Annotated in this window: 15 protein-coding genes; 13 read left to right on the top strand and 2 right to left on the bottom strand. The window is 61.8% G+C overall.

Features of this window, described 5'->3' with window-relative positions; all coding sequences use genetic code 11:
• Nucleotides 1-36 precede the first annotated feature (36 nt).
• Both NPS47_RS16230 and NPS47_RS16225 read right to left on the bottom strand, forming a co-directional pair.
• Nucleotides 37-1,431, bottom strand: coding sequence for a PhoH family protein (locus NPS47_RS16230; RefSeq protein WP_274295863.1), 1,395 nt, complete (start codon nt 1,429-1,431; stop codon nt 37-39).
• A 343-nt stretch (nt 1,432-1,774) separates the two neighbouring features.
• Nucleotides 1,775-2,902, bottom strand: coding sequence for a polysaccharide deacetylase family protein (locus NPS47_RS16225; protein ID WP_274295862.1), 1,128 nt, complete (start codon nt 2,900-2,902; stop codon nt 1,775-1,777).
• A 133-nt stretch (nt 2,903-3,035) separates the two neighbouring features.
• Between NPS47_RS16225 and yaaA the strand changes: the two genes are divergently transcribed.
• From yaaA to NPS47_RS16160, 13 genes are all read left to right on the top strand, one after another.
• The gene (gene yaaA / locus NPS47_RS16220) at nt 3,036-3,815 is read left to right on the top strand and encodes a peroxide stress protein YaaA (RefSeq protein WP_274295861.1); all 780 of its coding nucleotides are present in this window, start codon (nt 3,036-3,038) and stop codon (nt 3,813-3,815) included.
• A gap of 669 nt (nt 3,816-4,484) precedes the next feature.
• Nucleotides 4,485-5,801 carry a GDP-mannose 6-dehydrogenase gene (algD, locus tag NPS47_RS16215; protein ID WP_274295860.1) on the top strand — a complete coding sequence of 439 codons (1,317 nt, stop codon included), beginning with the start codon at nt 4,485-4,487 and terminating at the stop codon, nt 5,799-5,801.
• Nucleotides 5,802-5,864: 63 nt separating this feature from the next.
• Entirely contained in the window at nt 5,865-7,355 is a 1,491-nt protein-coding gene (gene alg8, locus NPS47_RS16210; RefSeq protein ID WP_274295859.1) for a mannuronan synthase, read from the top strand.
• A gap of 37 nt (nt 7,356-7,392) precedes the next feature.
• Nucleotides 7,393-8,559, top strand: a complete 1,167-nt coding sequence (locus NPS47_RS16205; protein WP_274295858.1) for an alginate biosynthesis protein Alg44 — start codon at nt 7,393-7,395, stop codon at nt 8,557-8,559.
• Between the two features lie 12 nt (nt 8,560-8,571).
• Nucleotides 8,572-10,056 carry an alginate biosynthesis TPR repeat lipoprotein AlgK gene (algK, locus tag NPS47_RS16200; protein ID WP_274295857.1) on the top strand — a complete coding sequence of 495 codons (1,485 nt, stop codon included), beginning with the start codon at nt 8,572-8,574 and terminating at the stop codon, nt 10,054-10,056.
• Nucleotides 10,053-11,534 (top strand): alginate export family protein, encoded by a 1,482-nt coding sequence (locus NPS47_RS16195; protein WP_274295856.1) that lies wholly within the window; start codon nt 10,053-10,055, stop codon nt 11,532-11,534. Before algK ends, NPS47_RS16195 begins: the two co-directional genes overlap by 4 nt.
• A gap of 18 nt (nt 11,535-11,552) precedes the next feature.
• The gene (gene algG, locus NPS47_RS16190) at nt 11,553-13,118 is read left to right on the top strand and encodes a mannuronan 5-epimerase AlgG (protein WP_274295855.1); all 1,566 of its coding nucleotides are present in this window, start codon (nt 11,553-11,555) and stop codon (nt 13,116-13,118) included.
• A 12-nt stretch (nt 13,119-13,130) separates the two neighbouring features.
• Nucleotides 13,131-14,531 (top strand): alginate O-acetyltransferase, encoded by a 1,401-nt coding sequence (locus NPS47_RS16185; RefSeq protein WP_274295854.1) that lies wholly within the window; start codon nt 13,131-13,133, stop codon nt 14,529-14,531.
• 64 nt (nt 14,532-14,595) lie between these two features.
• Nucleotides 14,596-15,720 (top strand): mannuronate-specific alginate lyase, encoded by a 1,125-nt coding sequence (locus tag NPS47_RS16180; protein ID WP_274295905.1) that lies wholly within the window; start codon nt 14,596-14,598, stop codon nt 15,718-15,720.
• A gap of 164 nt (nt 15,721-15,884) precedes the next feature.
• Nucleotides 15,885-17,342: an MBOAT family O-acyltransferase gene (locus NPS47_RS16175; protein WP_274295853.1), complete on the top strand. Its 1,458-nt coding sequence runs from the start codon at nt 15,885-15,887 to the stop codon at nt 17,340-17,342.
• Nucleotides 17,343-17,353: 11 nt separating this feature from the next.
• Nucleotides 17,354-18,511 (top strand): alginate O-acetyltransferase, encoded by a 1,158-nt coding sequence (locus tag NPS47_RS16170; protein WP_274295852.1) that lies wholly within the window; start codon nt 17,354-17,356, stop codon nt 18,509-18,511.
• Between the two features lie 12 nt (nt 18,512-18,523).
• Nucleotides 18,524-19,171, top strand: a complete 648-nt coding sequence (locus tag NPS47_RS16165; RefSeq protein ID WP_274295851.1) for an alginate O-acetyltransferase AlgF — start codon at nt 18,524-18,526, stop codon at nt 19,169-19,171.
• Between the two features lie 33 nt (nt 19,172-19,204).
• Entirely contained in the window at nt 19,205-20,656 is a 1,452-nt protein-coding gene (locus NPS47_RS16160; RefSeq protein WP_274295850.1) for a mannose-1-phosphate guanylyltransferase/mannose-6-phosphate isomerase, read from the top strand.
• Nucleotides 20,657-20,761: the final 105 nt, after the last annotated feature.

Here is a 20,761-nt window from a genome sequence, read left to right as displayed (position 1 = left end):
AAAACCGGGCGGCAAGGCCGCCCGGCGGTTGCGAGGTTACAGGTGCGATTCGGCGTATTCGGCCAGAATCGAGCGCGGCACGCCCTGCAGGGTGATGTGCACGCCGTTGGGGAAGTCCTTGAAACGCTCGGTCAGGTAGGTCAGGCCCGAGCTGGTAGCGGACAGGTAAGGGGTGTCGATCTGCGCCAGGTTACCCAGGCAGATCACCTTGGAACCGGTACCGGCACGGGTGATGATGGTTTTCATCTGGTGCGGCGTAAGGTTCTGGCATTCGTCGATCAGGATCAGGCTCTGCTGGAAGCTGCGCCCGCGAATGTAGTTCAGCGATTTGAACTGCAGGGGCACCCGTTCAAGGATGTAGTCGACACTGCCATGGGTGTTTTCATCATCCATGTGCAGCGCTTCGAGGTTGTCGGTGATTGCCCCGAGCCAGGGCTCCATTTTCTCGGCTTCGGTACCCGGCAGAAAGCCGATCTCCTGATCCAGCCCCTGCACGCTGCGGGTGGCGATGATGCGCCGGTAACGCTTGCTGACCATGGTCTGCTCGATGGCGGCAGCCAGGGCCAGGATGGTCTTGCCGGAACCGGCAGCGCCGGTCAGGTTGACCAGGTGAATGTCCGGATCGAGCAGCGCGAACAACGCCAGGCTCTGATGGATGTCGCGCGGCTTCAGGCCCCAGGCTTCCTGGTGCAGCAGCGGTTCCTGGTGCAGGTCGAGCAACAGCAGCTCATCGTCCTTGATGCCTTTGATCCAGCCAACGAAGCCCTGCTCATCGATGATGAACTCGTTGATGTGCACCGCCGGCAGGTTGTCGATCATTTGCACCCGGTGCCAGGTACGGCCACGCTCCTGGCGGGTCTCGACCTTGCTGACCCGGTCCCAGAACGAGCCGGTGACACTGTGATAGCCCTTGGACAACAGGGACACGTCGTCAACCAGCTGGTCGGTGCTGTAGTCCTCGGCCGCGATCCCACAGGCGCGGGCCTTGAGGCGCATGTTGATGTCTTTGGTCACCAGCACCACATCCATGTCCTTGCGCCGGCTACGCAGCTCAAGCAACTGGTTGATGATGATGTTGTCGTTGAGGGTTTCCGGCAGCAGGCGATTAGGCTCGTTGCGCGGGCTCATCAGGATGGACAGGAAGCCCTTGGGCCCGCTCTTGCCACGCTGGATCGGCACGCCCTGTTCAACATCAGCTGGCGTGGCATCGCCCAGGGTCTGGTCGATCAGGCGGATGGCCTGGCGACATTCGGCGGCAATGGTGTGCTTTCCGGTCTTGAGTTTGTCGAGCTCCTCCAGCACCGTCATCGGTATGGCGACGTGGTGCTCCTCGAAATTGAGCAATGCGTTTGGATCGTGGATCAGTACATTGGTATCGAGCACATAAAGGATTGGCTGGTTGGAGGAAGTGGTGCGTCCTTGATCATCCATACTCGGTCACCTTTGTGGAAGCCATACAACGCAATACCTTGACGGTGCTGCGCCGTGAAGTGGCCGCCGGTGCTTCCCTGGTCCGCGTCGTTACGGGTGGGAAGCTGCCCTCACAGAAAATGGTGCCCAATGACGCCACCTGTGATGCAGGGTTCGGCGGTCTGTCTTCTTGATACCGCAAAACCCATGACCGGAAAAAGCATTTTTACGTATTTTTGAAGTTTATTTTTCGCGATGACACTTAGCCCTTGGCGCGCGGTCAAAGCACCGCTACAGTCATAAATCAGGCCCAGTGAATTGCGTGTCACATTTTATTGCTGGCCGTACTGTTCGCGCCCTGATTTCAGCTTTTTCCGGCAAAATGCCGGCAATCTTCCCAACCAATACCACTTCGCGCCGTCTGCTTGAGCAGCCAGGCCACGGCCTCCTGCGCCTTGGGCTGGACGTCGTGAAACTGGATCACGCCGCGGCGCCAGAGCAGCATCAGGGTCAGCACCCGTTGCGCCGACTGCTCGCCACTCAAGGCGCTCTGGTCCTGGGCATCGATGTTCCACAACAGCACCTGTAACCCCTGGCTGGCGAAGAAGTCATGGCTGTCAGCCCGGCGTTGACCGTAAGGCGGCCTGAACAGCGCTACATACTGATCGGGCAGGTCGGCCTGGACCCTGGCCTGACTGCGCAGCACCGATTGTTGCCAGTCCTGCCATTGCCCATGGGAGCGGTACTGCCAGCCTTGAATCCCCACGCACTGGCCCTGGTAGAGGGTGCGCAGATCCGTCAGCGAAGTCTTGTCACGGCGCGTCTGCAGGCTGTTGCCGAGCACAAAGAAGGTCGCGCCGAGTTTCTGCCGGCGCAGGTAGTCGGTCAGGCTATCGGTGCCACCGCCGACTGCGCCGGGGCCTGAGTCGAAGGTCAGCAGGAACAACCGGTCATTGAGTTCATCGCCGTTGCGCTCAAGGTCCGAATAACGCTCGATTTCGCTGGCGTTGTGCGGGAACAGCGCGGCTTTGCGCAACAACTCGTCCAGGTAGCGCTGATGGAACTCGCGGCTCGGCTCAGCCCAGCCGGCATAGAAGGAATCGCTGGCCACTGCGAACTTCGCCGCTTGCTGGCGCAGCTCGGCCTGTCCGTCGATGGCATAACAGAACGAGGCATCCTGTTCGCAGCTTTGCTGGGCCAGGTCGTAGTTGCGCCACAACTGCTGCCACAGGCGCGCGCGCACCTGGTTGATCGACAACAGATTGATCTGCTTGAGGCCCAGGCGTGCGGCCAACGCCGGTTCGTCGAGCGCTTCGCTGGCCGCAAGGGCCTGGGAAAAGCCAAGAATCTCGGCCCGCGAGGCGACATCGAACAGCGCCGGGCTGTCGAGCTGCTCTGGCCAGTGAGCGCGCTCGAAAGTAGTCGGCGGTACAGGCGCAGCGTGCACCGCGACACTCAACAGCCCGCTCAGTAGTAGAAAAGCAATGCGCACGATCGAACTCTCCGGTTTCCTCGCGCGCACTATAGCGTCAAGCGTCGGGATGGTCTGTGGCTATCAGCGTCATAGCTGGAGATCAGTGCCCCCGCCCCGTAGAATCGGCGCCACGATTTCAGGAGCCCGACCGATGCTGACGGTGATTTCCCCCGCCAAGACCCTCGATTACGACACCCCGCCGGTAACCCAGCGCTACACCCAGCCGCAATACCTGGACGACTCCCAGGAACTGATCGTGCAGCTGCGCGAGCTGTCGCCGGCGCAGATCAGCGAGCTGATGCACCTCTCCGACAAGCTTGCCGGCCTCAATGCCGCGCGCTTCGGTAGCTGGACCCCGGCCTTCACGCCGGAGAACGCCAAGCAGGCACTGCTGGCGTTCAAGGGTGACGTATACACCGGGCTGGATGCGCAAAGCCTGAGCGAAGACGACTTCAGCTACGCCCAGGAACACCTGCGCATGCTTTCGGGGCTGTACGGGCTGTTGCGCCCGCTCGACCTGATGCAGCCTTACCGCCTGGAAATGGGCACCAAGCTGGCCAACGCCCGCGGCAAGGACCTGTATGCCTTCTGGGGCACGCGCATCAGCGAATGGCTGAACCAGTCCCTGGCCGAGCAAGGGGACGACCTGCTGCTCAACCTGGCCAGCAACGAGTACTTCAGCGCGGTCAAACGCAATGCTCTCAAGGCGCGGATCATCAACACCGAGTTTCGCGACTTCAAGAACGGCCAGTACAAGATCATCAGCTTCTATGCCAAGAAAGCCCGCGGGATGATGAGCCGCTTTGTGATCCAGGAACGCATCAACGATCCCGAGCAGCTCAAGCAGTTCGATGTGCAGGGTTACTACTACAGTGCCGAGCAGTCGAAGCCGGACAATCTGGTGTTTCTGCGCGATCATCCAGACGAGTAAACAGCATCGCGGGGCAAGCCCGCTCCCACAGTGGCAATTTAATTGCAGTGGGAGCGGACTTGCCCCGCAATGACGCCAACATTGCAAAACGCCATTAAGGCCATCGGTAATTTTTTGCAAAATTTCAAAAAATAATTTCCGATACTGGCAATAAAACATCCCTCCTCGAGTTCGCCCTTTATATACAGGGACGAAACTGCCGAGTGCTATCAAAGTGAAAGTACTGGCACTTCAATAATTATTTAAAAATCTTTCACCTTCGCAGAACCTCTCCCGGAACTTATCCCCTCGCCCATCGCTCATACCACCGGTAACGATTCTCGAGAGTTGTGTAAGAGATGACCTACAGCGAACCCAGGAGATCCGCGCCCGATAAAATCGTCCTAGTGGTTGATTTCAAAGGACTTTATCCATTTGAAAGAGCAAGCACTGCAGTCTCTTAAAACAGAACTGCAATAAAGACGGCTGCATTTCAGGGCACGTCCATAACTATTGGCCATTGGCTGCCAACTTTGAGTGCAGATTAATTTGCACTCCATATTTATATGCCTGCGCACGGTGAAGTGACATCTTTTTGCCACAACTCCGTTCGCCCCGACATTGCTGGTTAATCAATCCGGTCTGGCTCTGCAAGTTGAGCCGGCATGATAAACACATGAGGTGATAGCGATGCGTATCAGCATCTTTGGTTTGGGTTATGTAGGTGCAGTCTGTGCAGGCTGCCTGTCCGCACGGGGTCATGAAGTGATTGGCGTGGATGTTTCCAGGACCAAGATCGACCTGATCAACCAGGGCAAATCGCCCATCGTCGAACCCGGGCTTGAAGCACTCTTGCAACAGGGTATCGACACCGGCCGCCTGCGTGGCACCACCGACTTTGCCGCGGCGATCCGCGACAGCGACCTGTCGATGATCTGCGTCGGTACGCCGAGCAAGAAGAACGGCGATCTGGGCCTGGAGTACATCGAGTCGGTGTGCCGCGAAATCGGTTTTGTGCTGCGCGAAAAAGCCAGCCGCCACACCATCGTGGTACGCAGTACCGTGCTGCCAGGCACGGTGAAGAACGTGGTGATCCCAATTCTCGAAGACTGCTCGGGGAAGAAAGCCGGCGTCGATTTCGGCGTGGCGGTCAACCCGGAGTTCCTGCGTGAAAGCACCGCGATCAAGGATTACGACCAGCCTCCGATGACCGTCATCGGCGAACTGGACAAGGCCAGCGGCGATGTCCTGCAGTCACTGTACGAGGAACTCGACGCACCGGTGATCCGCAAGGACATCGAAGTCGCCGAGATGATCAAGTACACCTGCAACGTCTGGCACGCGGCGAAAGTGACCTTCGCCAACGAGATCGGCAACATCGCCAAAGCGGTCGGGGTCGATGGCCGCGAAGTGATGGACGTGGTCTGCCAGGACAAAGCCCTGAACCTCTCGCAGTACTATATGCGCCCGGGCTTTGCCTTCGGCGGTTCGTGCCTGCCCAAGGACGTGCGTGCCCTGACCTACCGGGCCAGCAGCCTGGACGTGCGGGCGCCGCTGCTCAACTCGCTGATGACCAGCAACGAATCGCAGGTGCAGAACGCCTTCGACATCATCGAAAGCCACGACAAGCGCAAGGTCGCCCTGCTCGGTCTGAGCTTCAAGGCCGGCACCGACGACCTGCGTGAAAGCCCGCTGGTGGAACTGGCCGAGCGTCTGATCGGCAAGGGCTATGAGCTGAACATCTACGACAGCAACGTCGAGTACGCCCGTGTTCACGGCGCGAACAAGGACTACATCGAGTCGAAGATCCCCCACGTCTCCTCCTTGCTCAACGCCGACTTCGACCAGGTCATCCACCACGCCGACGTGATCGTGCTGGGTAACCGCGACGAGAAGTTCCGCGCCCTCGCCCAGCAAGCGCCGGAAGGCAAGCAGGTCATCGACCTGGTCGGGTTCATGAACAAAGCCAGCTCGCCGGCCACCCGCACCGAAGGTATCTGCTGGTAACCCGGCAGGCTGCGCAGGGCCTGCGGGCCCTGTGCAGCACCCTATTCCCCTCTCTGGATACGGATGCAGAACATGCAAAGGCTCAAGCACGGCCTGCTACAGGTCGCCGGTTGGCTGTTCTACGTGAGCCTGCTCATGTTGATCGCCCTGGCCTTGCCCAACTCCATTTTCGACCCCGACTCGAAGGATTTCATTTTCCTCGTCGGCGCCGTCGGTATCTGGCGCTATTCCATGGGTGCCACGCACTTTGTGCGCGGCATGCTGTTTCTCTATGTGGTCTACCCGCTGCTGCGGCGCAAAGTGCGCAAGCTGGGCAGCGCCGCTGATCCGTCGCATGTCTACCTGATGGTCACCAGCTTTCGCATCGACGCCCTGACCACCGCCCAGGTCTACAGCTCGGTGATCCGCGAAGCGATCGACTGCGGCTACCCGACCACGGTGGTCTGCTCGCTGGTGGAAATGTCCGACGAACTGCTGGTGAAAAGCCTCTGGGAAAAATTCAATCCACCAGACCGCGTCACCCTGGATTTCGTGCGCATCGCCGGGACCGGTAAACGTGACGGCCTGGCCTACGGCTTTCGCGCCATCTCCCGCCACCTGCCAGACGACAATGCCGTGGTCGCGGTGATCGACGGCGACACCGTGCTCGGTGAAGGCGTGGTGCGCAAGACCGTGCCGTGGTTCAAGTTGTTCGCCAATGTCGGCGGCCTGACCACCAACGAATTCTGCGAAGTGCGTGGCGGCTACATCATGAGCGAGTGGCACAAGCTGCGCTTCGCCCAACGCCACATCAACATGTGTTCGATGGCCCTGTCCAAGCGCGTGCTGACCATGACCGGGCGCATGTCGGTGTTCCGCGCTGCAGTGGTGACCAACCCCGAATTCATCGCCGACGTCGAGAACGACTCGCTGCAGCACTGGCGCCTGGGCCGCTTCAAGTTCCTCACCGGTGACGACAAGTCCAGCTGGTTCAGCCTCATGCGCCTGGGCTACGACACCTTCTACGTGCCGGACGCGGCGATCAACACGGTCGAGCACCCGCCGGAGAAGAGCTTCATCAAGGCCAGCCGCAAACTGATGTACCGCTGGTACGGCAACAACCTACGGCAGAACTCGCGGGCCCTGGGCCTGGGTATCCGCCGTCTGGGCCTGTTCACCAGTGTGGTGCTGTTCGATCAGCGCGTGTCGATGTGGACCAGCCTCCTGGGCCTCACCGTCGCCGTGATTGCCAGCCTGAAATTCGGCCCGGCATTCCTCCTGGTGTACCTGCTGTGGATCGGCATCACCCGCCTGATCCTGACCTTCATGCTGCTGTGCTCGGGCCACAAAATCGGTCCGGCCTACCCGCTGATCCTTTATTACAACCAGATCGTCGGCGCGATCATGAAGATCTACGTGTTCTTCCGCCTCGACAAACAGTCCTGGACGCGCCAGCCCACTGCCCTCAAACGCGATCTCGCCAGCTTTCAACAATGGTTCAACACCTGGTCCTCCCGGACCATGACCTTCTCGGCGGCCAGCATCTTCATCGCTGTGCTGTTCATGGTCGTGTGAGCCGGAAACCGATTGGATTAAACAGGAACAAATCGCCATGAATACCGCCGTGAACGTCAATGTCGTGCATGAGTCCGAAGCCCAGCGCCAGCACGCCCGGGTGCGCATCCCGGCCAAATTGCGTTACCTGGGGGCCGGCCGCGAAACCCTGGAAGTGAAGGTCGACGACCTGTCTGCCGGGGGCTTGAGCTTCCATGCCAAGCAGCCGTTGAAAGCCGGCGATGTGCTGCGCGGACGCTTGCAGTTCACCGTCGACAAGCTTGGCCTGGCCATGGACATCGAGTTCCAGGTGCGCTCCTTCGAGCCGTCCAGCGGCCGTACCGGCGTGCAGTTCCAGAACCTTGAACCGCGCGATATCGCCACCCTGCGGCACATCATCACCTCGCACCTGTCGGGCGAGCTGATCACCATGGGCGATGTGCTCAGCACCCTGCAGCGCGACAACTTCACCAAGGCGCGCAAACAGAAAGACGCCAACGGCGGCATGAGTGCCCTCGGCCGCCTGCGGGCGGTGACCTTCAGCCTCGGTGTATTCGTGGTCGGTGTGGCGGCGTTCGGCTTCATCGCCAAGTCGGTGTATGGCCTGTACTTCGTCAGCCATGCCCAGGCCGGCGTGGTCAGCGTGCCGACCACCAACGTCACCATGCCCCGCGACGGCACCGTACAAGGCCTGGTCGAAGGAGGTGGGCAGGTAGCCAAAGGCGCACCGCTGGCCTCGTTCAGCACCAGCATGCTGGACATGCTCAAAGGCCATCTGGACGACCAGCAGCTTGAGCCGAGCAAAGTCGAAGAGCTGTTTGGCAAGCAAATGAGCGGCACCCTGACCAGCCCTTGCGATTGCGTGGTCGCCCGCCAACTGGTGGATGACGGCCAGTACGCGAGCAAAGGCCAGGTGATCTTCCAGCTGATTCCGCGCACGGTCAATCCGACCGTCGAGGCGCGTTTCAGCTATCGCCAGTTCGACGACGTGCAGCCGGGTACCCGGGTCAACTTCCAGATCGCTGGCGAAGACGAATGGCGCACAGGCCAGATCGTCAGCAGCACCAGCCTCAACAGCGAAGACCTGTCTTCGGACATTCGCGTGCAGATCAAACCGGAAGGCGCATTGCCCGCCGAACTGGCTGGCCGCCCGGTAGCGGTGGACAGCAATCGTGGCCCGTCGTTGGACTGGCTGATCGACAAAGCCGTGGCCCGTGGGCTTTAAGAGGATCTGCCCATGAACCATGCCAATTACCCTGTGGGAGCGGGCTTGCCCCGCGATTGCTCTAGAAACTTCACTGCCTTTATCGCGGGGCAAGCCCGCTCCCACAGTTGTGCTGCCCTGGGTCTGGCTCTGGCCATCAGCCTGGCCGGTTGTGCCGGCCTGCCCGACCAGCGCCTGGCCAACGAAGCGCTCAAGCGCGGCGACACGGCCCTGGCTGAGCAAAACTACCGGCAACTGGCCGACCTCGGTTACAGCGAGGCCCAGGTGGGCCTTGCCGATATCCAGATGGAAACCCGCGACCCGGCCAAGCTCAAGCAAGCCGAAGCGACCTACCGCGCCGCCGCCGATATCTCGCCGCGCGCCCAGGCTCGCCTTGGTCGTCTGCTGGCCGCCAAGCCAGACGCCACTCAAGCCGAACGCCAGGAAGCTGAAACGCTGCTCAAAAAAGCCTTCGCCAATGGCGAGGGCAACACCCTGATCCCGTTGGCGATGCTCTACTTGCAATACACGCAGAGCTTCCCCGGCACCAACGCACAACAGCAGATCGATCAGTGGCGCGCCGCCGGCTATCCAGAAGCAGGCCTGGCCCAGATCCTTCTGTACCGCACCCAGAATACCTACGACCAGCACCTGGCCGAAGTCGAGCGAATCTGCAAAGCCGCGCTGACCAGCACCGACATCTGCTACGTCGAGCTGGCAACTGTCTACCAGAAACGCAGCCAGGCTGATCAACAAGCGGCGCTGATCGAGCAGCTGAAAAGCGCCTACCAGCGCGGCGCGATCCCGGCTACCCGGGTCGACAGCGTTGCCCGCGTCCTGGCCGACCGCAGCCTCGGGCAGACCGACGAGAAAACCGCCAAGGCCCTGCTCGAACAGGTTGCGCCGGTCAATCCCGGATCCTGGGTCAGCCTGGCGCAACTGCTCTATGACTTCCCCGAGCTTGGCGACACCGACAAGTTGCTGGAATACATCGACAAGGGCCGCGCGGCGGAACAACCCCGCGCCGAACTGTTGCTCGGTCGCCTGTACTACGAAGGCAAGACCGTACCGGCCGACGCGCAGAAGGCCGAAAACCATCTGCTCAGCGCCGCCAATGCCGGGGAAGTCAGCGCCCATTACTACCTCGGACAGCTCTATCGCCGCGGCTACCTGGGCAACGTCGATCCGCAGAACGCCGTCGACCACCTGCTCACTGCCGCCCGCGGCGGCCAGCTCAGCGCCGACTACGCCCTGGCGCAGTTGTTCAGCGAAGGCCACGGCATCCGCCAGGACCTGGTCAACGCCTGGGTCTTCAGCCAGCTGGCGCAAGCCAACCCCAGCGACCAATCGCGTGAGCTGGCCGCCCGGCTCGACCAGCAACTCAATCCAGCGCAGAAAGCTCAGGCCGAACGCCTGTTGCAACAAGAGCGCCAGGCCCGTGGCGCCATCGGTCAGGGCGCAGCTGCCTTGGCCATGCAGGCTGTGCAAGAACCCGTAGAAGGCGAGGACTCCCTATGACACTCAATCCGTGGATGAAAGCCGGTCTCGGCCTTGGCTTCGCCCTGCTCTGGTCGTGCCCGACCCTGGCGGCGATGACCGCTGAAAAGAACTTCGGCCTGGACGTGAAGATCACCGCCCAGTCCGAAGACGACCGCGACCTCGGCACCCGCTCCGGCGGCGACGTCAACGGCCTGGGTCTGGACCTGCGCCCGTGGGTCTATGGCGAGCGCGGCAACTGGAGCGCCTTCGCCATGGGCCAGGCGGTGGCGGCCACCGATATCATCGAGACCGATACCCTGCGCCAGTCCGGTGACGAAGCCGAATCTGACAACAGCAGTGCCGACGGCCGCGAAGCCGACAAGAGCTACCTGGCGATGCGTGAGTTCTGGGTCGGCTACAGCGGCCTGACCGCCTACCCCGGCGAGCAGCTGCGCTTCGGCCGCCAGCGCCTGCGCAACGACGACGGCATGTGGCGCGACACCAACATCGAAGCGCTGAACTGGACCTTCGACACCACCCTGCTACGCGCCAACCTCGGCGTTGCCGAACGCTTCAGCGAATACCGCACCGACCTCACCGAGCTGGCGCCGGAAGACAAGGACCGCCTGCACGTCTACGGCGACATCGCCACCCAGTGGACACCTGGCCACTGGGTCGGCCTGCGCGCCCACCACACCCATGACGACGGCAACCTGAAAAGCCCCGGCGAAAATGTCGATGCGCTGGACAAGACCCGCACCGGCGACCTCACCTGGCTGGGCCTTGAGGCCAACAGCGACGCCTACAACTGGCGCAACCAGAACCGCGTCAACTACTGGGGCAGCGTGACCTGGCTGAGCGGTGACCGCGACAGCCTCAACACCACCACGGTCAACGGCGAGCAAGTGGCCAGCGGCAAGCAGAGCGGTGACGTCAACGCCTGGGCCACCGACCTCGGTATCCGCCTGCGCCTTGATCCCAACTGGCAAGTCGGCGCCGCCTATGCCCGCGGCAGCGGCGGTGGTGGCAGCGACGGTTCGGGCAATTACGAGCAAACCGGCCTCGAGAGCAACCGCTCCAATTTCACCGGCACCCGCTCGCGCGTACACCGCTTCGGTGAAGCGTTCCGTGGCGAGCTCGGCAACCTCCAGGCGGCGACCCTGTTCACCTCCTGGCAACTGCGCGACGACTACGACGCCAGCCTGATCTACCACAAATTCTGGCGCGTCGATGGCGACCAGAACATCGGCAGCAGCGGCATCAACGCGGTGGTCGAAGACAACGGCATCAACCGTCCGCTGATCCAGGGCGAGAAAGACCTCGGCCAGGAAATGGACGTGGTGGTCACCAAGTACTTCAAGCAGGGCCTGCTGCCGGCTGGCTTGAGCCAGTCGATCGACGAGCCGTCGGCGCTGGTGCGCTTGCGCGCTGGCGTGTTCAAGCCGGGTGACGCCTATGGCAAGGAAGCGGACTCGTACATGCACCGCGCCTTTGTCGACGTGGTCTGGCGCTTCTGATGCCTGGAGTGCACTGATATGAGCCTTCAATCGAACACCCTGCAGCGCCTGCTGGCCGGCAGCCTGCTGCTGGCCAGCAGCATCGCCCTGGCCAACAGCCAGGCACCGGTGCCGGTGGCCAAAGGACTGCAACAGGCCAAGACCTACACCGTCAGCAGCGCGCCGATCGAGCCGCTGCAGATTCCCGCGCCGACCCTGCCCGACCTGTCCGGCTACAGCGCCGAGGCTGTGCAGAAAAAGATCCAGCGCACGCACAAGGGCAAGGTCTCGGTGCGGCGCATGCTGCAGGAAAATGCGCTCAAGGAATTCATCGGCGGCGACAACAAGATGGCCGAGTGGGTGGCGCGTCAGCACGGCATCCCGCAGGCGATCTTCATCGATGACGGCCATGTCGATTTCACTGAACTGAGCAAGCGCGTGCCCAAGCAGTATTTGAGCGAAACTTCGCCGGGCGTGTACCTGGCGCATCTGCCGATCGTGGTCGGCGCCAAGGGCGTGCTGGAGATCGACGCCAAGGTCAAGGAACTGCGCCTCTCCCAGGAAGGCGGCGCCTTCCTCGTCAACGACGGCAAACTGTTCGTCACCGACACCAAGGTGACCGGCTGGCGCGAAAAGGACAACGGCCCGGCGACGTTCCGTTCGCCCAACGAGTTCCGCCCGTTCCTGCTGTCCTGGGGCGGCACCGAGACCTATATCGTCAACAGCCAGATGGCCAGCTTCGGCTATGCCAAAAGCAAGTCCTACGGGGTGAGCATTTCCCAGTACACGCCGAACATGGCCAAGCAGATGGGTCGTGCCGAACCCACTGGCTGGATCATCGGCTCGGAATTCAGCGACATGTGGTACGGCTTCTACTGCTACGAAACCAGCGACTTCGTGGTCAAGGACAGCACCTACCGCGACAACATTGTCTACGGCATCGACCCGCACGACCGTTCGCACCGTCTGATCATCGCCGGCAACACCGTGTACGGCACCAAGAAAAAGCACGGGATCATCGTCTCCCGTGAGGTCAACGACAGCTGGATCATCAACAACAAGAGCTACGACAACAAACTCTCGGGCGTGGTGATCGACCGTAACAGCGTCAACAACCTGATCGCCTACAACGAGATCTACCGCAACCACACCGACGGCATCACCCTGTACGAGAGCGGCGACAACCTGATCTGGGGCAACAAGCTGATCAACAACCGCCGCCACGGCATTCGCGTGCGCAACAGCGTCAACATCCGCCTGTACGAAAACGTCGCCATGGCCAACGGCCTGGTCGGTGTCTACGGGCACATCAAGGACCTCTCCGACACCGACCGCGACATCGCCCTCGACCCGTTCGACACCAAGGTCTCGCTGATCGTCGTCGGCGGTGAGCTGGCGGCCAACGGCAGCGGCCCGCTGTCAATCGACTCGCCGTTGAGCGTGGAACTGTACCGGGTCTCGATACTGGCCCCGAGCAAGGCCAGCGGCATCAGCTTTTCCGGGGTGCTGGGTGAGCGTCAGGACGAGATCCTCGACCTGATGGTGCGCCAGCAGAAAGCGGTATTGATCGACCCGGTCGAGCGCCAGACCGAAATGGCGGATTAAGGAAGCCACGACATGACTCCACATATGATGAAACTGCTTGGTCTGAGCGCTGCCTTACTGGCGATCAGCAACAGCGCGCATGCCGACACCGTGCAGGCACCGACCTTCAGCGCCGAACCCTGCTGCCAGCTGTGCCCCGAAGCGCATGACGCCAGCCGCTACACCACGCGTTACCAGCAGAACTTCACCACCCTGGTGCAGGCCCAGGGTGACTGGCTGTTCCGTACCCGCGAGGACCTGCGCACCGAGTTCCAGACCACCCCCGCCGGCTACAAACGCCTGCAGCAGCTGCACGATGCGTTCAAGGCACGCGGCATTGAACTGGTGGTGGTTTATCAGCCAACCCGTGGCCTGGTGAACCGCAACATGCTCAAGCCGGCCGAGAAAGCCGCGTTCAACTACGAGAAAGCCCTGGGCAACTACCAGGCGATGCTCGCCCGCTTCAGCAAGATGGGCTACAACGTGCCCGACCTGTCGCCGCTGACCAACGAGCAGTTGGCCGCCGCTGACCAGGGCAAGGACTTCTACTTCCGTGGCGACCAGCACTGGACGCCCTATGGCGCCGAGCGTGCGGCGAAGATCGTCGCCGACACCGTGCACAAGATGCCGGCCTTCGCCGACATTCCGCGGCGCGAATTCGAAAGCCACAAATCCGGGCGCATGGGCAAGACCGGCACCCTGCACAACGTCGCCGGGCAACTGTGCGGCACCAGCTATGCAGTGCAGTACATGGACCAGTTCGTCACCGAGCCCAAGGGCGAAAGTGGCAGCGACGACCTGTTCGGCGATTCCGGTAATCCAGAAATCACCCTGGTCGGCACCAGCCACAGCGGCAAGAACTACAACTTCTCGGGCTTTCTCGAACAGTACATCGGCGCCGACGTGCTCAACGTTGCCTTTCCTGGCGGTGGCCTGGAAGGCTCGATGATCCAGTACCTGGGCAGCGACGACTTCAAGAACAACCCGCCGAAGATCCTCATCTGGGAATTCTCGCCGCTGTATCGCCTGGACCAGGAAACCATCTGGCGGCAGATGCTCGCCCTGCTCGACAACGGCTGCGAAGGCAAGCCGGCACAAATGCATGCCAATGCCACGCTCAAGCCGGGCAAGAACGAACTGATGGTCAATGGCAAAGGTGGCGTGATCAAGGACCTGACCAATGGCCGCCATCAGCTGGACATCAGGTTCGAAGACACCTCGGTCAAGGTGCTGCAGGCCACGCTCTGGTACCTCAATGGCCGTCATGAAGACGTGAAGATCGAAAAACCGGAAACCTCCGACACCGATGGCCGTTTCGCCTTCCAGCTGCGCGAGGATGAAGACTGGGCCAGCCAGACCCTGCTCGCGGTGGAAGTTCAGGGCCCGGAGAGCGGCACCCAGAAAGTCGAAGCCACGCTCTGCAAACGGAAGTGAGTCGTTTATGAAAAGCATCAACACATTCACGGTGGGAGCGGGCTTGCCCCGCGATGAGGCGGGTATGGCAATCGCGGGGCAAGCCCGCTCCCACAGGGGCGGCTTCAAGGTACTTGCACTTGCCCTGGCCCTGTTCGGCCCGGCCGTACAGGCTGCCGGGCTGGTCCCGCCCCCGGGTTACTACGCCGGGATCGAGAAACTCAAGACCGGTCCCAGCGACTACAAGTGCGAGGCGATCCCCAAGCCTTACACCGGCAAGCTGCAATTTCGCAGCAAGTACGAAGGTTCGGACAGCGCCCGCGCCACCTTGAACAAGGCCTCGGAAAAAGCCTTCCGCGACTCCACCGCGAGCATCACCACGCTTGAGCGCGGGGTCAGCAAACAGGTCATGCAGTACATGCGCGACGGCCGCCCGCAGCAGCTCGACTGCACCCTCGAATGGCTGGGCAGCTGGGCCCGTGCCGATGCGCTGATGTCCACCGACTACAACCACACCGGCAAGTCCATGCGCAAATGGGCGCTGGGCAGCCTGAGCTCGTCGTGGCTGCAGCTCAAATTCTCCAATTCCCAGCCCCTGGCTGCGCATCAGCAGGAAGCCGAACTGATCGAGAAATGGTTCGCGCGTCTGGCCGATCAGGTGGTCAAGGACTGGAGCGATCTGCCCCTGGAGAAGATCAACAACCACTCCTACTGGGCCGCCTGGTCGGTGATGGCCACTGCCGTGGCCACTGACCGCCGCGACCTGTTCGACTGGTCGCTGAAGGAATACCGGGTGGCCGCCAACCAGGTCGACGCCCAGGGCTTCCTGCCCAACGAGCTCAAGCGCAAGCAACGCGCCCTGGCCTACCACAATTATGCCCTGCCGCCGCTGGCGATGATTGCCAGTTTCGCCCAGGCCAATGGTGTCGATGTGCGCCCCGAGAACAATGGCGCACTCAAGCGCCTGGGCGACCGAGTGCTGTCCGGGGCGAAAGACCCGAGCCCGTTCAAGGCCAAGAGTGGCGAGAAGCAAGCCATGGGCGACCTCAAGGTCGACAGCAAATACGCCTGGCTCGAACCCTGGTGCAGCCTTTACCGCTGCAGTGCCGATGTGTTGAAGCAGAAGCACGACATGCAGCCGTTCAGGAATTTCCGTCTCGGCGGTGATCTGACCCGGGTCTACGACCCGCTGACCGCACAAAAGAAATGACGGTGGGAGCGGGCTTGCCCCGCGATTCGATGTAACTGACACACCGCAATCGCGGGGCAAGCCCGCTCCTACCGGTGTCAGTGCAAAGGTTTCCCCGGTGATTGTTCACGGGGGGTTTGGGGGGCTGCTGCCCCGATTGTGGATAACGACAAGGAGAGATCGGGATGGTGTTTTCGTCCAATGTGTTCCTGTTCCTGTTCCTGCCGATCTTTCTCGGCTTGTACTACCTGAGCGGACAACGCTATCGCAACGCGCTGTTGCTGCTGGCCAGCTATGTCTTCTATGCCTGGTGGCGAGTGGACTTCCTCGCGCTGTTTGCCGCCGTCACCCTGTGGAACTACTGGATCGGCCTGAAAGTCGGCGCCGCTGGCGTGCGCAGCAAACCAGCCCAGCGCTGGCTGCTGCTCGGGGTCGCCGTCGACCTGTGCATCCTCGGCTACTTCAAGTACGCCAACTTCGGCGTCGACAGCCTCAACGCGATCATGACCTCGTTCGGTCTCGAGCCGTTCATCCTTACCCACGTGCTGCTGCCGATCGGCATCTCGTTCTACATTTTCGAGTCGATCAGCTACATCATCGATGTGTACCGCGGCGACACCCCGGCCACCCGTAACCTGATCGACTTCGCCGCCTTCGTGGCGATCTTCCCGCACCTGATCGCCGGCCCCGTGCTGCGCTTCAAGGACCTGGCCGACCAGTTCAACCACCGCACCCACACCCTCGACAAGTTCTCCGAGGGCTGCACACGGTTCATGCAGGGTTTCATCAAGAAGGTGTTCATCGCCGACACCCTGGCGGTGGTCGCCGACCATTGCTTCGCCCTGCAGAACCCGACCACCGGTGACGCCTGGCTCGGCGCCCTGGCCTACACCGCGCAGCTGTACTTCGACTTCTCCGGCTACAGCGACATGGCCATCGGCCTGGGCCTGATGATGGGTTTCCGCTTCATGGAAAACTTCAAGCAGCCCTACATCAGCCAGTCGATCACCGAGTTCTGGCGGCGCTGGCACATCAGCCTGTCGACCTGGCTGCGCGACTACCTGTACATCACCCTCGGCGGCAACCGCGGCGGCACCGTCGCCACTTACCGCAACCTGTTCCTGACCATGCTGCTGGGCGGTCTGTGGCACGGCGCCAACTTCACTTACATCATCTGGGGCGCCTGGCACGGCATGTGGCTGGCCATCGAACGAGCGCTGGGCCTGGACACCAACCCGCAGCGTTTCAACCCGGTGAAATGGGCCTTCACTTTCCTTCTGGTGGTGGTCGGCTGGGTGATCTTCCGCGCCGAAAACCTCGAGGTGGCCGGACGTATGTACGGCGCCATGTTCAGCTTCGCTGACTGGCAGCTGTCCGAGCTCAACCGCGCCAACCTCACCGGCCTGCAGGTAGCCACCCTGCTGGTGGCCTACGCGACCCTGGCGTTCTTCGGCCTGCGCGACTTCTACCGCAACGCCAAGCCGGAGCCCAAGGCCAGCCCGGTAGCCGTGCACGCCGACGGCAGCCTGAGCCTGGACTGGGGCCTGTACGCCACCCGCGCGCTGGTGCTGATGCTGTTCGTTGCCTCGATCCTGAAACTCTCGGCGCAAAGCTACTCGCCGTTTCTCTACTTCCAGTTCTGAGTGAGCCGACCATGACCCGATCATTACGCAAACTCTATTCCGTGTTGTTCCTCGCCCTGCTGCTGGCCCTGGGTGTGTGGTCGCTGGGGGGCCTGGGCAGCTTCCAGCGCACTGCGCAGATGAGCGTGCTCGACGGCAAGCTGGCCAAGGCCGCCGAAACCCACTACGACGAGCAGTTCCCGCTCAAGCGCATCGGCACCAACCTGTGGGCGGCGCTGGACTTCAAACTGTTCAACGAAGGCCGCCCCGGTGTGGTGCTGGGCCGCGAGCAGTGGCTGTTCAGCGACGAGGAATTCAAACCGGTCGCCAACAGCGATCAGTTCGAACAGGAAAACCTCGCGCTGATCCGCGGCGTACGCGACACCCTGCAACAGCGCGGCGTGCAGCTGGTACTGGCGATCGTCCCGGCCAAGGCGCGGCTGTACAGCGAGTACCTCGGCGAACAGACTCCGGCCAGCCTGCACGACGACCTGTACAACGAGTTTCATGCCCAGGCCCGTCAGGCCGGGGTCTTCGCTCCCGACTTGCTGACCCCGCTGCAGAGCGCCAAGGCCCGTGGCCAGGTGTTCCTGCGCACCGACACGCACTGGACGCCACTGGGCGCAGAGGTGGCGGCCCAGCACCTGGCTGAAGCCGTCAGCCGTCAGAACCTGCTCAACGGTGAACCACAGCAATTCATCACTGAACAGCGCCAGAGCGCGCCGTACAAAGGCGACCTGACCAACTTCCTGCCGCTCGACCCATTGTTCAGCAACCTGCTGCCGCCGCCGGACACCCTGCAAAAGCGCAGTACCCGCCCGGCTGCAACTGAAGGTGGAAGTGGCGACGCCTTGTTCGCCGACAACGAAATCCCGGTAGCGCTGATCGGTACCAGCTACAGCGCCAACCCCAACTGGAACTTCCTCGGCGCCCTGCAGCAGGCACTGCGCAGTGACGTGGTCAATTACGCCGAAGACGGCCATGGCCCGCTGCTGCCGATGCTCAAGTACCTGCAGAGCGACGCCCTCAAGGACAGCGCCCCGCAAGTGCTGATCTGGGAGTTCCCGGAACGCTATCTGCCAATGAAAAACGACCTCAGCGACTTCGATCCGCAGTGGATCGCCCAGCTGAAGAAAACCCGTAATGCCAATCACGACCTGGCCCTGTCGTCCAATCGGACGCAACACTGAGAGGTAACGCACATGACCACCCAGCACCGTATTCCCAAAGCCTTTGCCCTGACCGCCGGCATCAGCCTGCTCTCGCTGCAGGCCTGGGCCGGCGCCGATGCCGCCCTGTACGGCCCGAGTGCGCCGAAAGGCTCGACCTTCGTGCGCATCTACAACGCCAGCAACCAGGCGGTGAGCGCCAGCGTCGGCAACACCCAGATCAACGACGTGGCGGCCCAGGCCAGCAGCGATTTCAGCTTCATGCCGCAGGGCGACTACAGCGCCAAACTCGGCAGCCAGAGCCTGCCGGTCAAGCTCGCCTCCGACCATTACTACACCCTGGTCAACAACGCCGCGGGCACACCGCAACTGGTCGAGGAGCCACCGTTCAAGAACAAGCAGAAATCCCTGGTACGCGTACAGAACCTCAGCGACCAGGCCCTGACTCTGAAGACCGCCGACGGCAAGACCGAAGTGGTCAAGCCGGTGGCCGCCAAGGCCCGTGGCGAGCGCGAGATCAACCCGGTCAAGGTCAGCCTGGCGCTGTATGAAGGCGACAAGAAAGTCAGCGACCTGAAGCCGGTGGCTCTGGAGCGCGGCGAAGCAGCGGTGCTTTACGTCACCGGATCCGGCAGCAAGCTGTCGCCGGTCTGGGTCAAGCGCCCGGTATCGACCCGTTAATCAACTGCCTATTTCAAATTTCGGAGAACACTCATGATTCCAGTCATTCTGTCCGGTGGTAGCGGTTCGCGTCTGTGGCCGCTGTCGCGCAAACAATTCCCCAAGCAGTTCCTGGCCCTGACCGGTGAACACACCTTGTTCCAGCAAACCCTGTCACGCCTGGTGTTCGAAGGCATGGATACGCCGATGGTGGTGTGCAACAAGGACCACAAGTTCATCGTCAACGAGCAGCTGAGCAACCTGAAGTTGCAAACCCAGGCGATCCTGCTCGAACCCTTCGGCCGCAACACCGCACCGGCCGTGGCGCTGGCGGCGATGAAACTGGTCAATGAAGGCCGTGACGAGCTGATGCTGGTGCTGCCGGCCGACCACGTGATCGACGACCAGAAAGCCCTGCAACGCGCCCTGGCCCTGGCCACCGTGGCTGCCGAGCGTGGCGAAATGGTGCTGTTCGGCGTGCCGGCGACCAAGCCGGAAACCGGCTATGGCTACATCAGATCGAGCCAGGATGCGCTGTTGCCCGAAGGTGTCAGCCGCGTCGCCCAGTTCGTCGAAAAACCGGATGAAAAACGCGCCAAGGAGTTCGTCCAGGCCGGCAGCTATTTCTGGAACAGCGGCATGTTCCTGTTCCGCGCCAGCCGCTTCCTCGAAGAACTGAAAAAGCATGACCCGGACATTTACGACACCTGCCTGCTGACCCTGGAACGTAGCCAGGAAGAGGGCGACGAACTGAGCATCGACGACGCCACGTTCGCCTGCTGCCCGGACAACTCCATCGACTACGCGGTGATGGAACAGACCCAGCGCGCTTGCGTGGTGCCGCTCAGTGCCGGCTGGAGCGATGTCGGTTGCTGGTCGTCGCTGTGGGACGTGCACGAGAAAGACAGCAACGGCAACGTCACCAAGGGCGACGTGGTGGTCCAGGACAGCCACAACTGCATGATCCACGGCAATGGCAAGCTGGTGTCGGTGATCGGCCTTGAGAACATCGTCGTGGTCGAGACCAAGGACGCGATGATGATTGCCCACAAGGACAAGGTCCAGGGCGTCAAACAGCTGGTCAACACCCTCAACGAACAGGGCCGCAGCGAAACCCAGAACCACTGTGAAGTGTACCGGCCGTGGGGCTCCTACGACTCGGTGGACATGGGCGGACGCTTCCAGGTCAAGCACATCACCGTCAAGCCGGGTGCCTGCCTGTCGCTGCAGATGCACCACCACCGCGCCGAACACTGGATCGTCGTGTCGGGCACGGCCGAGGTGACCTGCGACGAGAACGTCTTCCTGCTCACCGAGAACCAGTCCACCTACATCCCGATCGCCTCGGTGCACCGCCTGCGCAACCCGGGCAAGATCCCGCTGGAGATCATCGAGGTGCAGTCGGGCAGTTACCTGGGTGAGGACGATATCGAGCGGTTTGAAGATATCTATGGGCGCTCGACGCCGTTAGAACGCGGGATTTCGGTGAAGACCATCGCGCAGTAATACCCTCATCGCGGGGCAAGCCCGCTCCCACTGGTTGTGCACCACCGGTGGGAGCGGGCTTGCCCCGCGATGCTTTTTGAGGCCACCCCGGTTTGCGGTTAGGAT

Source organism: Pseudomonas putida (genome assembly GCF_028682475.1).
Lineage (GTDB): Bacteria > Pseudomonadota > Gammaproteobacteria > Pseudomonadales > Pseudomonadaceae > Aquipseudomonas > Aquipseudomonas putida_AG.
Note: the sequence above shows the minus strand (reverse complement) of the source record. Positions and strands in the feature narration are given on the sequence as shown.

What these genes read in the sequence shown, in the direction of transcription:
- NPS47_RS16230 (WP_274295863.1), bottom strand. Translation starts at nt 1,431, where the DNA reads ATGGATGATCAAGGACGCACCACTTCCTCCAACCAGCCAATCCTTTAT.
- yaaA (WP_274295861.1), top strand. Translation starts at nt 3,036, where the DNA reads ATGCTGACGGTGATTTCCCCCGCCAAGACCCTCGATTACGACACCCCG.
- algD (WP_274295860.1), top strand. Translation starts at nt 4,485, where the DNA reads ATGCGTATCAGCATCTTTGGTTTGGGTTATGTAGGTGCAGTCTGTGCA.
- alg8 (WP_274295859.1), top strand. Translation starts at nt 5,865, where the DNA reads ATGCAGAACATGCAAAGGCTCAAGCACGGCCTGCTACAGGTCGCCGGT.
- NPS47_RS16205 (WP_274295858.1), top strand. Translation starts at nt 7,393, where the DNA reads ATGAATACCGCCGTGAACGTCAATGTCGTGCATGAGTCCGAAGCCCAG.
- algK (WP_274295857.1), top strand. Translation starts at nt 8,572, where the DNA reads ATGAACCATGCCAATTACCCTGTGGGAGCGGGCTTGCCCCGCGATTGC.
- NPS47_RS16195 (WP_274295856.1), top strand. Translation starts at nt 10,053, where the DNA reads ATGACACTCAATCCGTGGATGAAAGCCGGTCTCGGCCTTGGCTTCGCC.
- algG (WP_274295855.1), top strand. Translation starts at nt 11,553, where the DNA reads ATGAGCCTTCAATCGAACACCCTGCAGCGCCTGCTGGCCGGCAGCCTG.
- NPS47_RS16185 (WP_274295854.1), top strand. Translation starts at nt 13,131, where the DNA reads ATGACTCCACATATGATGAAACTGCTTGGTCTGAGCGCTGCCTTACTG.
- NPS47_RS16180 (WP_274295905.1), top strand. Translation starts at nt 14,596, where the DNA reads ATGGCAATCGCGGGGCAAGCCCGCTCCCACAGGGGCGGCTTCAAGGTA.
- NPS47_RS16175 (WP_274295853.1), top strand. Translation starts at nt 15,885, where the DNA reads ATGGTGTTTTCGTCCAATGTGTTCCTGTTCCTGTTCCTGCCGATCTTT.
- NPS47_RS16170 (WP_274295852.1), top strand. Translation starts at nt 17,354, where the DNA reads ATGACCCGATCATTACGCAAACTCTATTCCGTGTTGTTCCTCGCCCTG.
- NPS47_RS16165 (WP_274295851.1), top strand. Translation starts at nt 18,524, where the DNA reads ATGACCACCCAGCACCGTATTCCCAAAGCCTTTGCCCTGACCGCCGGC.
- NPS47_RS16160 (WP_274295850.1), top strand. Translation starts at nt 19,205, where the DNA reads ATGATTCCAGTCATTCTGTCCGGTGGTAGCGGTTCGCGTCTGTGGCCG.